At 71.5% G+C, this 13,689-nt stretch carries 14 protein-coding genes and 1 tRNA gene; 4 read left to right on the top strand and 11 right to left on the bottom strand.

What is annotated here, in order from left to right; translation table 11 throughout:
- Positions 1-14 precede the first annotated feature (14 nt).
- Both trpB and CKY28_RS03875 read right to left on the bottom strand, forming a co-directional pair.
- A complete protein-coding gene (gene trpB / locus CKY28_RS03880) occupies positions 15-1,223 on the bottom strand; it encodes a tryptophan synthase subunit beta (RefSeq protein WP_095997616.1) in 1,209 nt (402 codons plus the stop codon).
- Positions 1,224-1,424: 201 nt separating this feature from the next.
- Positions 1,425-2,063: a phosphoribosylanthranilate isomerase gene (locus CKY28_RS03875; RefSeq protein WP_095997039.1), complete on the bottom strand. Its 639-nt coding sequence runs from the start codon at positions 2,061-2,063 to the stop codon at positions 1,425-1,427.
- A 39-nt stretch (positions 2,064-2,102) separates the two neighbouring features.
- Between CKY28_RS03875 and CKY28_RS03870 the strand changes: the two genes are divergently transcribed.
- Positions 2,103-2,627 (top strand): P-loop NTPase family protein, encoded by a 525-nt coding sequence (locus tag CKY28_RS03870; RefSeq protein WP_095997038.1) that lies wholly within the window; start codon positions 2,103-2,105, stop codon positions 2,625-2,627.
- On the opposite strand, the gene pyrF is transcribed toward CKY28_RS03870, so the two are convergent.
- The 4 genes from pyrF to CKY28_RS03850 all read right to left on the bottom strand — a co-directional run bounded on the left by pyrF (position 2,622) and on the right by CKY28_RS03850 (position 6,827).
- Complete coding sequence (gene pyrF / locus CKY28_RS03865; RefSeq protein WP_095997037.1) at positions 2,622-3,296, bottom strand: orotidine-5'-phosphate decarboxylase; 675 nt, start codon at positions 3,294-3,296, stop codon at positions 2,622-2,624. The genes CKY28_RS03870 and pyrF overlap by 6 nt on opposite strands.
- Complete coding sequence (locus CKY28_RS03860; protein ID WP_095997036.1) at positions 3,293-3,571, bottom strand: lipopolysaccharide assembly protein LapA domain-containing protein; 279 nt, start codon at positions 3,569-3,571, stop codon at positions 3,293-3,295. Before CKY28_RS03860 ends, pyrF begins: the two co-directional genes overlap by 4 nt.
- Before the next feature lie 172 nt (positions 3,572-3,743).
- Positions 3,744-6,014: a patatin-like protein gene (locus tag CKY28_RS03855; RefSeq protein WP_095997035.1), complete on the bottom strand. Its 2,271-nt coding sequence runs from the start codon at positions 6,012-6,014 to the stop codon at positions 3,744-3,746.
- Between the two features lie 117 nt (positions 6,015-6,131).
- Entirely contained in the window at positions 6,132-6,827 is a 696-nt protein-coding gene (locus CKY28_RS03850; RefSeq protein WP_095997034.1) for an endonuclease/exonuclease/phosphatase family protein, read from the bottom strand.
- A 73-nt stretch (positions 6,828-6,900) separates the two neighbouring features.
- Between CKY28_RS03850 and CKY28_RS03845 the strand changes: the two genes are divergently transcribed.
- Complete coding sequence (locus tag CKY28_RS03845) at positions 6,901-7,743, top strand: oxidoreductase (RefSeq protein WP_095997033.1); 843 nt, start codon at positions 6,901-6,903, stop codon at positions 7,741-7,743.
- Positions 7,744-7,746: 3 nt separating this feature from the next.
- Here CKY28_RS03845 and CKY28_RS03840 read toward each other — a convergent pair.
- The 4 genes from CKY28_RS03840 to CKY28_RS03825 all read right to left on the bottom strand — a co-directional run bounded on the left by CKY28_RS03840 (position 7,747) and on the right by CKY28_RS03825 (position 11,339).
- Positions 7,747-7,819 (bottom strand) — tRNA-Thr (locus tag CKY28_RS03840).
- A gap of 13 nt (positions 7,820-7,832) precedes the next feature.
- On the bottom strand, positions 7,833-8,678 hold the full coding sequence (locus tag CKY28_RS03835) for a hypothetical protein (RefSeq protein ID WP_095997032.1): 846 nt from the start codon (positions 8,676-8,678) through the stop codon (positions 7,833-7,835).
- Positions 8,675-10,045 carry a serine hydrolase domain-containing protein gene (locus tag CKY28_RS03830; RefSeq protein ID WP_095997031.1) on the bottom strand — a complete coding sequence of 457 codons (1,371 nt, stop codon included), beginning with the start codon at positions 10,043-10,045 and terminating at the stop codon, positions 8,675-8,677. The genes CKY28_RS03835 and CKY28_RS03830 overlap by 4 nt, the downstream gene beginning before the upstream one ends.
- The gene (locus tag CKY28_RS03825; protein ID WP_095997030.1) at positions 10,029-11,339 is read right to left on the bottom strand and encodes a replication-associated recombination protein A; all 1,311 of its coding nucleotides are present in this window, start codon (positions 11,337-11,339) and stop codon (positions 10,029-10,031) included. Before CKY28_RS03825 ends, CKY28_RS03830 begins: the two co-directional genes overlap by 17 nt.
- Before the next feature lie 207 nt (positions 11,340-11,546).
- Here CKY28_RS03825 and CKY28_RS03820 point away from each other — a divergent pair, with 207 nt between their 5' ends.
- Together CKY28_RS03820 and CKY28_RS03815 are read left to right on the top strand one after the other, a co-directional pair.
- Complete coding sequence (locus tag CKY28_RS03820; protein WP_095997029.1) at positions 11,547-12,131, top strand: PadR family transcriptional regulator; 585 nt, start codon at positions 11,547-11,549, stop codon at positions 12,129-12,131.
- A gap of 47 nt (positions 12,132-12,178) precedes the next feature.
- Positions 12,179-12,421 (top strand): DUF2218 domain-containing protein, encoded by a 243-nt coding sequence (locus CKY28_RS03815; protein WP_095997615.1) that lies wholly within the window; start codon positions 12,179-12,181, stop codon positions 12,419-12,421.
- A 73-nt stretch (positions 12,422-12,494) separates the two neighbouring features.
- Here CKY28_RS03815 and CKY28_RS03810 read toward each other — a convergent pair whose 3' ends face one another.
- Positions 12,495-13,661, bottom strand: a complete 1,167-nt coding sequence (locus CKY28_RS03810) for a glycosyltransferase family 4 protein (protein ID WP_095997028.1) — start codon at positions 13,659-13,661, stop codon at positions 12,495-12,497.
- Positions 13,662-13,689 lie beyond the last annotated feature (28 nt).

The raw sequence follows: 13,689 nt of genomic DNA, 5'->3' as shown, positions 1-13,689 counted from the left end.
TCTTCTGTCTCGCGTCACATCTGCACTCCCAGCGCGTGAGCGACGGTGAAGATGTCCTTGTCGCCGCGGCCGCACAGGTTGGCGAGGATCACCTCGTCGGTGCGCATCTCCCGCGCGCGCTTGGCGACGGCGGCGATGGCGTGGCTGGGTTCGAGCGCGGGGATGATGCCCTCGGTGCGGCAGAGGAGCTGGAAGGCGTCGAGCGCCTCGTGGTCGGTGACGGCGGTGTACTCGACCCGACCGATCTCGTGGAGCCAGGCGTGCTCGGGGCCGATGCCGGGATAGTCGAGGCCGGCGCTGATCGAGTGCGCCTCGGCGATCTGGCCGTCCTCGTCCTGGAGCAGGTAGGTCTTGTTGCCGTGGAGCACGCCGGGGAAGCCGCCGGCGAGCGACGCCGCGTGCTGCTTGTCGAGCCCGTGGCCGGCCGCCTCGACGCCGAGCATCCTCACGTCGGCATCGTCGAGGAAGGGGTGGAACAGGCCGATCGCGTTCGACCCGCCGCCGATCGCCGCGACGAGCAGGTCGGGGAGGCGGCCGGTGCGACTCAGCATCTGCGCGCGCGCCTCGCGGCCGATCACCGACTGGAAGTCGCGCACCAGCTCCGGATAGGGGTGCGGGCCGGCGGCGGTGCCGATGATGTAGAAGGTGTCGTGGACGTTCGCGACCCAGTCGCGCAGCGCCTCGTTCATCGCATCCTTGAGCGTCTGCGCGCCGGACGTAACGGCGCGGACCTCCGCGCCCAAGAGCTTCATGCGGAAGACGTTGGGCTGCTGCCGCTCGATGTCTCGCGCACCCATGAAGATGGTGCAGGGCAGGCCGAAGCGGGCGCAGACGGTCGCGGTGGCGACGCCGTGCTGGCCCGCGCCCGTCTCTGCGATAATGCGCGTCTTGCCCATGCGCCGCGCGAGCAGGATCTGGCCGATGCAGTTGTTGATCTTGTGCGCGCCCGTGTGGTTCAGCTCGTCGCGCTTGAACCATACCTGCGCGCCGCCCAGCGCCTCGGTCAGCCGCTCGGCGAAGTAGAGTGGGCTGGGGCGGCCGACATAATGTTCGAGCAGGTCGTCGAACTCGCGCGCGAAGGCCGGGTCGTCCTTGGCCGCGCGATACTCGCGCTCGAGCTCCAGGATAAGCGGCATCAGCGTTTCGGCGACGTAGCGGCCGCCGAACTGGCCGAAATGCCCGCGCTCGTCGGGTAAGGTCCGGAAGGAGTTGGGGGCGTTCATCGTGGCCGCGTTTATCACCATGCGGGCGAGTGTCGAGACGGCCGGTTGCTAACCGAACCGTCACCCCGGACTTGTTCCGGGGTCCATCGTGGTGGGCGCGCAGGCTTCGAAGAGCGCGCACCGCTGTCCGTCCACGCACACGCGACCAGATCGCCCGGACAACGATGGACCCCGGAACAAGTCCGGGGTGACGGAAGAAGGTTAGGCGGCGCGCACCGCTTTCAGGAACGTCGCGATCTTCCATGCATCCTTGATCCCCGGCGCGGTCTCCACGCCCGAGGACACGTCGACCAGCTTCGCGCCCGTGCGGCGGATCGCCTCCGCGACGTTGGCCGGGTCGAGCCCGCCGGACAGCGCCCAGGGGAGCGGGTGGCGGAAGCCGTCGAGCAGCGCCCAGTCGAAGCGCAGGCCCATGCCGCCGGGCAGCGCCGAGCCGGGCGGCGTTTTAGCGTCGTAGAGGAGACGGTCGGCCGCGCCGGCGAACGCGCGCGCCCCGTCGAGGTCGGTGCGGGTGCGGATGGGCACGGCGGCCCAGGTCTCGAGCCGCGTGCGGGCGCGGATCGCGGCGACACGGTCGGGCGAGGTGGAGTGCAGCTGGAGCGCTTGGAGGCGGCCGGCGGCGGCCGCCTGGTCGAGCAGCGCGTCGTCAGGGTCGACGAAGACACCGACGCGGGCGACATGGCTCGGCACGCGGCCGGCGAGACCGGCGGCGCGATCGAAGCTCAGGTCGCGCGGCGACGGCGGGAAGAACACTAAGCCGACATGGCTAGCCCCGCCCGCGACGGCGGCGTCGAGCGTCTCGGGCGTGCTGAGGCCGCAGATCTTGGCGGTGGCGGGCATGCGGCGCTAATGGCGCGGGATCGCGCGAAAGGGAATGGCATGGCGAGGATCGCGGACGTGCGTGGGGCGCGGCGTATCGCCGTGGTCGGCTCGCCGGGCGCGGGCAAGTCGACGCTGTCGCGCATCATAGCCTTGCGGACAGGGCTGCCTCTCGTCCACCTCGACAAGGAGCATTGGCGGCCTGGCTGGGTCGAGCCGCCCGACGACGAGTGGCGGGCGGCGGAAGACGCGCTGATCGCGCGCGAACGGTGGGTGATCGACGGCAACTACGGGGCGGGCCTGGCGAGGCGGGCGGCGCGGGCGGACGTGATCATATGGCTTGACCTGCCCACCGGCTTATGTGTGTGGCGCGTGCTGAAGCGGGTGGCGCTCGCCCGCGGGCGCGTCCGGTCCGACATGGGGCCGGGTTGCCCCGAGCGGCTGGACTGGACCTTCCTGCACTATGTCGCGACGTTCCGGCGGGTGCAGCGGCCGAAGACGCTGGAGCGGCTGGCGGGCAGGTGGGACCAAGTGATCCAGCTCCGCTCGCGGCGCGAGGTGCGGGCGTTCGCCGAAGCGCTATAGCGTCCCCGCGATCGCGCGCGCGGCGCCGTCGGGGTCGTCCGCCTGGGTGATCGGGCGTCCGACCACCAGGATCGACGCACCCGCGTCCGCCGCCTGGCGCGGCGTGACGACGCGCTTCTGGTCGCCCGCGGCGCCGTTCACGGGGCGGACGCCGGGGACGACGAAGAAGCCATCGCGCCAGGACGCCTTGGCCGCGACGACCTCCGCGCCGGAGCAGACGATGCCGTCGATCCCGGCTTCCTGCGCCAGCTCGGCGAGGCGGACGACGTGGTCGTGCGCGGAGCCCGCGACGCCCGTGTCGGCCAGGTCCCGCTCGTCGAGGCTGGTGAGCATCGTGACGGCGACAACCTTCGTCCCCGTCGGGGCGGCGGCCTTGGCGTCCTCCATCATGGCGCGGCCGCCCGCGGCGTGGACGGTGAGGACCGCCGGCTCCAGCGACGCCAGCGACTGCACCGCCTTGGCGACGGTGTTGGGGATGTCGTGGAGCTTGAGGTCGAGGAAGATCGGCAGGCCGAGCTCGGCCATGGCGTGCACGCCCGCGGGACCATTGGCGCAGAAGAACTCGAGCCCGAGCTTCAGGCCGCCGACATGGTGGCGAACGCGGGTCGCGAGCGCGCGGGCGTCGTCGAGCCTGGGCAGGTCTAGCGCGACGTAGATGCGGCTGCTCACGGCTGCGGCTCCGTGGGCGCGGGGCGCGTGACGGGCGAGTAGGCGGCGCGCTCGGCCTGGGTCAGGCGCTGGCGCAGGCGGTAGCGCACGGTCGAGCCCCAGAGCGCCGCGGGGACGAAGCCGATAAGAAAGGTGAGCAGCAGCAGGAAAGGCAGGTTCACGTCTGCGACGATGTTGCTCCACAGCTTGATCGGCACGCTGGTCCAGTTGCCGTAGGTGAAGAGCGCGGCCACGAAGGCGAGGAGGCACCAGAAGAGCGTTTGCAGGAACCGCATGAGGGAGGGGTAGCGCGGGGGCGGCGGGTTGTCACCTTCTACCCCTCTCCCACCGGGAGAGGGGCGAGGCCGCGTAGCGGACGAGGGGTGAGGGTGATCGGGCTCGTGTGCGCGTCACCCTCACCCCGCGCTGCTGCGCAGCTTGCCCCTCTCCCAGGGGGAGAAGGGTGGGTCAGCCTATCTCCCGACGCAGGCTCTCGAACAGCGACGGGATGGCGGTCAGGCGAGGTTCCTCCTCCGCCAGGATGGCAAGGAACGCATCGCGCTTGATCGCGGCGACACGGCCGGGGGCGAGGTGCTGGCCGGGCGGCAGCGCCGAGACGGCGATGTCGATCATCCGCTCCGCGCCGTGGAGGCGGCCCCAGAGATAGTCGTTTTCGCGGTATGCGCGCGAGAAGAAGGCGCCGAACGTGCCGAACTGGATGCCCTTGAGCGTCGCCGCCGCTCCGCCTTCGCGCACCGAGCGCGCGTCCTCCGGCGAGATGCGGTCGACCTTGATCGGGTCGAACTCGTCCAGCCCCTCGCCCTGGAGCAGCGGGAGCGTGGCGGTGTCGAAGTAGGGAAAGCCGAGATAGGCGAGGAGCAGCTGGCGGCGCGTCTCGCGGGGGAGGAGCGCGAGCGCGGCGGACAGGCGCTCGTCGGTTTCGGCGTCGAGCCGGGCGAGGTCGAGCGACTGGGCGAGCCGGTCGAGCACCGGACCCGCGTCCTCGCGCATGCGGCGGATGTCGCGGCGGAGCTGGCGATGCGCGCGCGGACGCTGCCCGTCGAGATAGGGGCCGAGCGAGTCGTAGATGGCCTTGCGCAGCTCGGGCAGGCCGGGCGTCTCACCTGCAGTCTCCGCCTCGGCCAGGCGGCGCGCGAGCAGGCGCAGGCGGCGGACGCGGAAGCTCCAGTCGAAGCGGCGGAAGAAGTCGACGGCGGTCTCGCCCTCCGGATCGGCGGCGACTCCCCGCGCGTCGAGCCAGCGCGCGATCGCGGTGCGGATGACGGTGCGGCGTTCCTCGCGCGCGTCGCCCATGACGCCCGCGAGCAGCTCGGTGAGCTGATCGGCGAGCGCGGTGATCTTGAGCAGGCCGTAGGCGGCGTGGGCGTAGCCGGCTGCGGCCATGCTGCCGATCTGGGCGCGGCGACGCCACGCGACGAGGCGCGCGGGCGTGGGGCGGTCGAGGAAGAAGGTGCGGCCGAACAGCCGCTCGACCTCGGCGTCGACGCGGGTGCGGAGTGCGTCGACCATCGCGCGCATCGTCTCGATCCGGGCGGAGCGGGCGGCGATGGCCTCCAGATTGTCGCGGATTGGCTGGGCGCGGGGCAGGTCGCTCAGCGCGCCGAGGATGGTCTGGAAGAAACCGGGCGGGCCTTCGGCCCGCGAGACGCGCAGGTCGATGCCGGGCGAGGGGTCGATATAGACGAAGCGGCGGTCGACCTCGCGGCGGGCGGGGCGGTCCTTGAGTGCGGCCATCGCCGGGCCGAAAGGCGCGTTGGCGAGGACGGAGCCGTCGATCAGCACCGCGGTGTCGAGCGCGTTCGCCGCCGTCTGGCGCGGGAGTACGCGGCGCAGGAAGGAGCGGCGGCCCGCCCAGCTCGCCTCACGTGCGGCGAGCACCCCGTCGAGCTCGGTGACCGTAAAAGGCGGGAACGCGCCGGGGAAGCTGGACGTCGCGCGCGCGGCGAAGGTCAGCTCGGCGGGGTGGGCGAGCGTGTCGCACGGGTCGCCATTATCGGTGAAGTCGATGACGAGGCGGTGCTCGGTCTCGACCACCTCGTGCGGCGAGTGGAGGCGGAGCCGCTCGGGATGGCCGAGGAACTCGGTCACGGTGACGAACAGGTCGAGCGGTTGGTCGGCGGGCAACAGGCGCGGACCGCGCTCGCCCGCGCGCATCGCGTCTAGCGCGTCGAGGACGAGGCCGGTCAGCGTCTTGCCCCCGAACGGCGGCTCGAACCAGCGGGAACGGACGAAGTGCGAGATCTTGGCACGGACCTCGTCGCGCGTGGCGGCGTCGGCGGGGTCGGCGTTCTCCGTCCCGCGCCGCCCGGCGAGCCAGGCGAGCGGCATGGCCCAGACGCGCGAGAAGCGCCCGGCGGGGGCGGCCTCCGGGTCGATCAGCGACTCGACGTCGGCGTGGTCGAGCCATAGGTCGGTGAGCGGGTCGAGCGACTGGCCGGTCGCGACCGCCTGGGCGAGGAACACGCCGTTGATGCCGCCCGCGCTCGCGCCCGCGACGATGTCGGCGAGCACGCGGAGACGGACGCCGGCCGCCCGCTCGATCTCGGCGAGGAGGTCGGCGTAGACGCGGCGCGAGCCGTTCGCGCAGGCCACGCCCTCGGCGTAGGCGCGGCTGGCGGCGGCCAGGTGCCACACCTCCTTGGTGATGCCGTGCATGTACACGGCGAGGCTGACGCCGCCGTAGCAGACGAGCGCCAGGCGGAGTTCCTTCTCGCGCATCAGCGGGCCCTCCCCTGATTCCGTTCGTGCTGAGCTTGTCGAAGCACTGTTCTTCTCATCGCCGACAGCAAGAAGGACGGTCCTTCGACAAGCTCAGGGCGAACGTCAGAAGAAGGGTCACGCGCGCTCTACCACCGCCCAGACGGGAAGGTGGTCGCTCGCCTTGCGCGCGGCGGCGCTGGCGTGGACGCCGCAATCCTTCAGCTGCAGTTCGGGGCTGATCATGATGCGGTCGAGGCGGCCGACGGGGCGGCGGGCGTGGAAGCTGGGGCCGGTCGGCGCGATGCGGAACTTGGCCCCGAAGTCGCGCAGGCAGCCCGACCGGGCGCTCCAGTCGTTCAGGTCGCCCATCATGACGGTCGGCCGCGGCTCGGACGCGGCGGCGAGATGGGCGAGGATCGCGTGCGCTTGGCGGCGACGCCACAGGCCCAACAGGTCGAGGTGCATGCCGATGACGCGCAGCACCTCGTCCCCTAGCTTCACGTCGGCGACCACCGCGCCGCGGGGCTCCAGCGCGGGGAGGTGGATCGCGCCGCAGTCCACGATCTCCGCCGACTTGCGCACCAGGATGGCGTTCCCATGCCAACCCATCGACCGCTCGCGGACGTTCAGCGGCACCGCTTTCCAGTCGCTATGCTCGTCGAGCAGATGGTGGTCGAGCACCATCTCGCGCGGGCCGAAACGGCGGTCGGCCTCCTGCAGCGCGACCACGTCGGCGTCGATCTCACGGAGGACCTCCAGCGTGCGTTCGGGGTTGCGGCGGCGATCGGTCCCGATGCCCTTGCGCATGTTGTAACTGGCAAGCTTGATCATTCGCGCGGCGGAACGCGGGGGTTCGACGGGGGGTTGCAACACGGATCAGCCCTTCAGCCGAGCGAGCCCCCTCATGCAAGCCAATCCCGTCTGGTTCATCACCGGCTGCTCGACCGGCTTCGGGCGGGAGATCGCGCGCGCGGCGCTGGCGCGGGGCGGCCGAGTGGTCGCGACGGCGCGGGACGCGGGCAGGGTGGCGGACCTGGCCGAGGAGGGCGGCGAGCGCGCGCTGGCGCTGGCGCTGGACGTGACGGACGCGGCGCAGGTCCGGGCTGCGGTGGAGCAGGCGATCGAGCGGTTCGGGCGCGTGGACGTGCTCGTGAACAACGCGGGCTACGGCTACCAGTCGTCGGTCGAGGAGGGCGTCGAGAAGGAGATCCGCGCGCAGTTCGACGCCAACGTGTTCGGGCTGTTCGCGCTGACCCGCGCGGTGCTGCCGCACATGCGGGCGCAGGGCGGCGGGCACGTGATCAACATCAGCTCGGTGGCGGGGCTCGTCGGTTTTCCGGGCTCAGGCTATTACGCGGCGAGTAAGCACGCGGTGGAGGGTTGGTCGGACTCGCTCGCCGCCGAGGGCGAGCCGCTGGGCATCAAGGTGACTTGCGTCGAGCCCGGGCCGTTCCGCACCGACTGGGCGGGGCGGTCGCTCCACCAAACGCCGGTGATGATCGACGCGTACCAGCAGACCGCGGGCGCGCGGCTGAGCCTGACGTCGGGCTATAGCGGCAAGCAGCCGGGCGACCCCAGGCGGGCGGCGGAGGCGATCGTCGCCATAACGGAAGAGCCCCGGCCGCCGCGCCACCTGCCGCTCGGGCGCTTCGCGTACGAGACGCTGACCAAACGCCTGCGCGACCGCGTGGAGGAGATAGAACGCCGGCGCGACGCGGCGCTGGGCGCGGACTTCCTGGAAGGATGACGGTGCCGGTTGCAGGGATCGAACCCGCGACCTTCGGTTTACAAAACCGCTGCTCTACCAGCTGAGCTAAACCGGCGTCCTTCGCGCCTCTAACGCCAGGGGACGCCGAAGGTCCAGCCTTCGGTTCGGGCGATCTCGGCATCGCGCACGGCCCAGAGGTCGGCGCGGTCTGCGGTGGCGCGCAGCCAAGCCGCGGTAAGCAGGGCGTCGCTGGCGTGGTCGGTCAGGCGGGCGGGCAGCTCGGGCGCGGGACTGCCGAGCCGGGCCAGCGCTTGCGCCAGTGCTGCAGGGTCACGGAGCTTGCGGCCACCGGCCACTTGGGCGGCGAGCGCGGCGAGACGAGGGTAAATCTCGACGATCACGGGACCGGTCGGCGGGAGCGGGTCGATGGGCCAGACGGGGATCGCGCCGTCGAGGCGGTGCAGGACGCGCATGCCGGTCAGGCTCGACTTGCCGACCTGCGCGGCGCCGACGAGATTGAAGCAGCTCGACGGCAGGCCGGGCATCGCCCGCTCCGTCGCACGCAGCCGGCCGCGGCCCTCGCCGAAGCGGTCTCCCTTCGAGCGGTGCTGGCGGAAGTGGCGGGCGATCTCGGGGTGGCGGAGCACGCCGGCGGCGGAGAGGTGCGGATCGTCGGCGGAGAGATCGTCCACCAAGCGCCAGAGCGCGCGGGCGTCGGGCGGGCTGTCGGGCCAGCCCGGAAAGTATGCGCCGCGATCTGCGAAGGGCAGCGCAGGCGAGAGGTCGAGGCCGACCAGCACCGGCTCGCCGGAGCGGGCGACGTCGCGCAGCCAGGCGAGCGCGTCCTCGCGCGACCAGCGGCGGTCGATCAGTCGCGGCGGACCGTCCCGCTCGGCGACGGCCAGCGCGAGGCCCGGCGGGCGCTCGACCGCCGCGCCCGACCAATCCCAGCAGGCGAAGCGGGTGAACCTCACTTGGCGGCGAGGACGTCCGCGGTGAACTTGGCGATGTCGAAGCGGGCGGGGCCGGGGTCCTCGCCGCGGCGGACGACGACGAGGCGTTCGGAGGGGATCACCATCACGTACTGGCCGCGGTTGCCCTGGGCGGCGTAGCTGCCCTCCGGCAGGCCCTGCTTCGGGCCGAAAAGCCAGAGCGTGCGGCCGTAGCCGGGGCCGCTAGCGGGCTGAGGACCGCTCGGGCGAAGCGACTCGGCCATCCAGCCGGCGGGGAGCAGGCGCCGTTCCTGCCAGACGCCGTCCTGCAGCATGAACTGGCCGAAGCGGGCGAGGTCGCGCGCGGTGCTCCAGACCTGGCTGGAGAGGATGTAGTTGCCCTTCCAATCAGTCTCGGCGACGGTGTGGTTCATGCCGAGCTTCAGGAACAGCTCGCGGGCGGGGAAGTCGCGGTGGCGCTCCTCGCCCAGCTTGGCCCGGAGCGCGCGAACTGCGAGCAGCGTGTCGTTGTTGGCGTAGCGGAAGCGCGTGCCGGGCCGGACCTCGAGCGGCCAGGCGACCGCCTCCTCGGTGACGGCGGTGCCGCCGAAGTAAATCGCGTCCGTGCGGTTGCCGGCGGTGGCGCTGTGGAGGCCGGAGGACATGCGGAGCAGCTGGTCGGTAGTGATCTGCCGGCGCGGGTCGCCGAGGCTTTGCCACTCCGGCACGGGCGCGGGCTGGGCGACGTCGATCGCGCCCTGCGCCTGCGCGACGCCGAGCACCGCGCCGGCCAGGCTCTTGGCGACGGACCAGGTGCGGTTGGAGGTGTAGAGGCCGAAGCCGTCGCGATACCGCTCCGCCACGACCTTGCCGTCGCGGAGCACGACGACGCCGACCGTCTCCGAGTTCTGGCCGTAGGTGGCGCGATCAAAGGCGCGGTCGACGGTGGCGGCGAGCGCAGGCGAGGGGCGGGGCCGAACGCCCGCATCACCCATGGGCCACGCGCGGGAGTCCGGACCGGCGGCGGTCCGGCCGTCGCGCCCGCCCGTCGAGACCGTCAGCTCCGCGTCGCCGATCGGGAAGTTCGTGCACCCCTGCTGCCGCACCCATTGGGCTCGGCGGGGCGGCAGCGTGTCGGACCATGCCACGGTCACCGTTCGGCCCGCATGATCGACCTTCGCAGGCAACTCGGCGACGAGCGCCTGATACTCGGGATAGATGCCGCGAAGCTCGTCGGCCGCGACCTGCGCCTCCGTCCGGCCGGCGTTGAAGATGCCCGAGCAGAGCATCGCCGCCTTGTACCCGGCGGCGATGGCGCGCTGATAGGGCGTAGGCTGGGCGGGAGCCGGGGCCTGTTGAGCCGCGGCGGGGACGGCCAGCAGCAGACATAGGCTAACGACGCTTCGCATTCCTCATCTCCTCCCACCAGGCTATGCGCTCGGCGACGCGCTTCTCGTGGCCGCGGTCCGTGGGCGTGTAGAAGGTCTGGGGCGGCAGGTCATCGGGCCAGTAATCGGCGCCGCTGAACCCGCCCTCGGCATCGTGGTCGTACTCGTAACCCTGGCCATAGCCGGCGTCGCGCATCAGCTTGGTCGGCGCGTTGACGATGTTCATCGGCGGCATGAGGCTGCCCGTCTCGCGCGCGCATTTCCAGGCGGCTTTCTGCGCGGCGTAGGCGCTGTTCGATTTCGGCGCGGTGGCGAGGTAGAGGCACGCCTGCGCGATGGCGAGCTCGCCCTCGGGCGAGCCCAGGAAGTCGTAGGCGTCCTTGGCGAGCAGGCATTGTTGGAGCGCTTGCGGGTCGGCGAGGCCGACATCCTCGACGGCGGCGCGGACGAGGCGACGGAGCACGTAGAGCGGCTCCTCGCCGGCGGTCAGCATGCGCGCGAGATAATAGAGCGCGGCCTGCGGGTCGGAGCCGCGGATCGATTTATGCAGCGCGGAGATGAGGTTGTAGTGGCCCTCGCGGTCCTTGTCGTAGACGGGGACGCGGCGCTGGAGGAAGCTCGACAGGCCTCTCGCGTCGAGCGGCTCGGCGAGCTCGACCGAGTAGAGCGTCTCGACCTGGTTCAGGAGGAAGCGGCCGTCGCCGTCCGCGCTCGCGACGAGCGCGTCGCGGGCTTCGGCCGTGAGCGGGAGGGGGCGACCGACCTCCGCCTCGGCGCGGTCGAGGAGCTTGTTCAGCGCCGCCGCGTCCAGGCGGTGGAGGATAAGCACCTGCGCGCGGCTGAGCAGCGCGGCGTTGAGCTCGAAGCTGGGGTTCTCGGTCGTGGCGCCGATCAGCGTAACGGTGCCGTCCTCGACGTATGGCAGAAAGCCGTCCTGCTGGGCGCGGTTGAAGCGGTGGATCTCGTCCACGAACAGGAGCGTGCGGCGGCCGGAGCGGGCGTGGTCCCGCGCCTCGGCGAAGGCGCGTTTCAGGTCGGCTACCCCCGAAAACACGGCGCTGATCGCGACGAAGCGCAGGCCCACCGCGTCGGCGAGCAGGCGGGCGATCGACGTCTTACCGGTGCCGGGCGGGCCCCAGAGGATGACGGAGGAGAGGCGGCCGGCGGCGACCATGCGGCCGATCGCGCCGTCCGGGCCGGTCAGGTGCTCCTGGCCGACGACCTCGTCCAGCTGTTTGGGGCGGAGGCGGTCGGCCAGCGGCGCGTCCGGCGCGGGGGGCGGGGCCAAGTCGTGGTCGGCGAACAGGTCGGCCATGCTTCGACCCTAGCTGCCCCGACCCCTTTCGTCATGCCGGACTTGTTCCGGCATCCATCGTCGTACGCGCACTCCGGGCGGACGGTATGCACGGCGATGGACCCCGGAACAAGTCCGGGGTGACGGCGGAAGAACGAAGAACAGGCACTTGCACCTGTCCCGCTCAAGATATATCTTAGCAGCATCGCGATACATAGGGGGTCTGCGATGTGGTACGGGTTCGGTGGACGGGGCTTCGGGCGCGGATTCGGGTCGCGCGGGCGAGGTTGGCCTTACGGCGCGTTCGTGTTCGAGGTGGACGGGATGGAGCGGCCTGACGGCGGCCGCGGGCGGCGCATGTTCCAGCGCGACGAGCTCAAGCTGGTGCTCCTCAAGCTGATCGCGGACGAACCGCGGCACGGCTACGACCTGATCCGCGAGATCGAAGGCATGACGGGCGGCGCCTACGCCCCCAGCCCGGGCGTGGTGTACCCGATGCTGACGCTGCTCGACGACATGAACCACATCGCGGAGCAGGCCAGCGAGGGCGCGAAGAAGCGCTACGCGATCACGCTGGAGGGCCAGGCGCTGCTCGACGAGAACCGCGAGCGCGTGGAGGCGCTGATGGCGCGGCTGTCCGAGCTCGGCGCTAGGCGGCGCGGGGGCGAGGCGATGCCGATCCGCCGGGCGATGCAGAACCTGAAGGTGGCGCTGCAGCACCGCATCCAGCGCGGCGACTTCTCGGAAGACACGCTGCACGACGTGGCGGCGCTGATCGACGAGGTCGCGCAGAAGATCGAGCGGCTGCGGTGAGCGCCGTCCTGGTCGCCCGCGTACCGACGCGCTCGGCGAGCCGCTACATGCAGCAGCTCGCCAAGCATTGGTCGCACAAGCTGGAGGTGCGGTTCGACGCGGAGGAGGCGACGGTCGCCTTCCCGAACGGCACGCGGGTGGAGATGCGGGCGGACAGCGAAACGCTCGACTGCGCGCTGACGGTGCCGGACGGCGAGGACGCGGAGCGGATGCGAGGCGTCGTCGAGGAGCACCTCGACCGCTTCGCGTTCCGTGAAGGGCCGCTCACGTTCGATTGGCGGGATTCCTAACTTCCGTTCGTGCTGAGCTTGTCGAAGCACTGTTCTTCTCTGCCGGCGCTAGAAGAACCGCCCCTCGACAAGCTCAGGGCGAACGGTGTTGGTGAAACCGTCCTCGCATCACCTCTAGGTACGCCTGTAGCGCCGCCTCGTTGACCTTCTCCCAGCGATAGCCCTGCGCCCGCTCGGCCCCGTCCGCGCCCATGCGGCGGCGCAGAACGGGGTCGTTGGCCAGGCGCGCGAGCGCGTCGGCGTAAGCGGCCACGTCGCGCGGCGGAACGAGGAAGCCGTTCGCGCCGTCGGCGATCAGGTCCACCGCCCCGGTCGCGCGGGCGGCGACGATGGGCACGGCGCACGCCATCGCCTCGGCGGTGACGTTGCCAAATGTCTCGGTGACGCTGGGGTTGAACAGTGCATCCATTGACGCGACCGCGCGGCCCAGCGCGTCGCCGGTCTGAAACCCGGCGAACACCGCGTCGGGCACCTGGGACCGGAACCAGTCGCGCGCGGGGCCCTCGCCGATGACGAGGATCTTGTGCGGCGTGCCTCGGCGGCGGAGCTCGGTCGCGACCTCGGCGAATACGTCGAGGCCTTTCTCCTTCACCAGCCGGCCGAGAAAGCCGACCGCCATCTCGTCGTCGGCGATGCCGAGCGATCGGCGCCATGCCGGGCTGCGGCGGCCGGGGTTGAAGCGGTCGTGATCGATGCCGCGCGACCAGATCGTGACGGGCGTGCGCACGCCCCAGTCGCCGATCAGCGACGCCATGCTGCCGCCCGGCACGAGCACGCGGTCGACGCGATTGTAGAAACGGGTGAGCGCGCGGATGACGGCCGGCTCGAGGAAGCCCAGGCCGTAATAGGTGAAGTAGGTCTCGAACCGCGTGTGGAGCGAAGCCACCGCGGGCAGGCCGAGCTTGCGCGCCCAGCTGACGGCGCGGTGGCCGAGTATGTCGGGCGCGGAGACGTGGACGAGGTTAGGTGCGAACGCGTCGAGGTCGCGGCGTATTTTGGCGGGCAGCCCCCGCGCGATCTTGTACTCGCCGCGCCCGCCCGGAACGGGGACGGCAGGCACGCTCACCAGGTCGCCGGTGGGCGGAAAGGCGGGCTCGTCGACGGTGGGCGAATAGACGCGCACGGCGACGCCCTCGCCGAGCAGGTGGCCGACCAGCTTGTTCAGCGCCTGGTTCGCACCGTCACGCACGTAATTGTAATTGCCGCTGAAGAGCGCGACGCGAAGGTCGGAAGGCTGCATCGGCGGGGCGCATAGCGGGCGCGTCCGC

Source organism: Sphingomonas lenta, from assembly GCF_002288825.1.
GTDB lineage: Bacteria > Pseudomonadota > Alphaproteobacteria > Sphingomonadales > Sphingomonadaceae > Sphingomonas > Sphingomonas lenta.
Note: the sequence above shows the minus strand (reverse complement) of the source record. Positions and strands in the feature narration are given on the sequence as shown.

What these genes read in the sequence shown, in the direction of transcription:
- trpB (WP_095997616.1), bottom strand. Translation starts at nt 1,223, where the DNA reads ATGAACGCCCCCAACTCCTTCCGGACCTTACCCGACGAGCGCGGGCAT.
- CKY28_RS03875 (WP_095997039.1), bottom strand. Translation starts at nt 2,063, where the DNA reads ATGCCCGCCACCGCCAAGATCTGCGGCCTCAGCACGCCCGAGACGCTC.
- CKY28_RS03870 (WP_095997038.1), top strand. Translation starts at nt 2,103, where the DNA reads ATGGCGAGGATCGCGGACGTGCGTGGGGCGCGGCGTATCGCCGTGGTC.
- CKY28_RS03860 (WP_095997036.1), bottom strand. Translation starts at nt 3,571, where the DNA reads ATGCGGTTCCTGCAAACGCTCTTCTGGTGCCTCCTCGCCTTCGTGGCC.
- CKY28_RS03855 (WP_095997035.1), bottom strand. Translation starts at nt 6,014, where the DNA reads ATGCGCGAGAAGGAACTCCGCCTGGCGCTCGTCTGCTACGGCGGCGTC.
- CKY28_RS03850 (WP_095997034.1), bottom strand. Translation starts at nt 6,827, where the DNA reads ATGATCAAGCTTGCCAGTTACAACATGCGCAAGGGCATCGGGACCGAT.
- CKY28_RS03845 (WP_095997033.1), top strand. Translation starts at nt 6,901, where the DNA reads ATGCAAGCCAATCCCGTCTGGTTCATCACCGGCTGCTCGACCGGCTTC.
- CKY28_RS03830 (WP_095997031.1), bottom strand. Translation starts at nt 10,045, where the DNA reads ATGCGAAGCGTCGTTAGCCTATGTCTGCTGCTGGCCGTCCCCGCCGCG.
- CKY28_RS03825 (WP_095997030.1), bottom strand. Translation starts at nt 11,339, where the DNA reads ATGGCCGACCTGTTCGCCGACCACGACTTGGCCCCGCCCCCCGCGCCG.
- CKY28_RS03820 (WP_095997029.1), top strand. Translation starts at nt 11,547, where the DNA reads ATGTGGTACGGGTTCGGTGGACGGGGCTTCGGGCGCGGATTCGGGTCG.
- CKY28_RS03815 (WP_095997615.1), top strand. Translation starts at nt 12,179, where the DNA reads ATGCAGCAGCTCGCCAAGCATTGGTCGCACAAGCTGGAGGTGCGGTTC.
- CKY28_RS03810 (WP_095997028.1), bottom strand. Translation starts at nt 13,661, where the DNA reads ATGCAGCCTTCCGACCTTCGCGTCGCGCTCTTCAGCGGCAATTACAAT.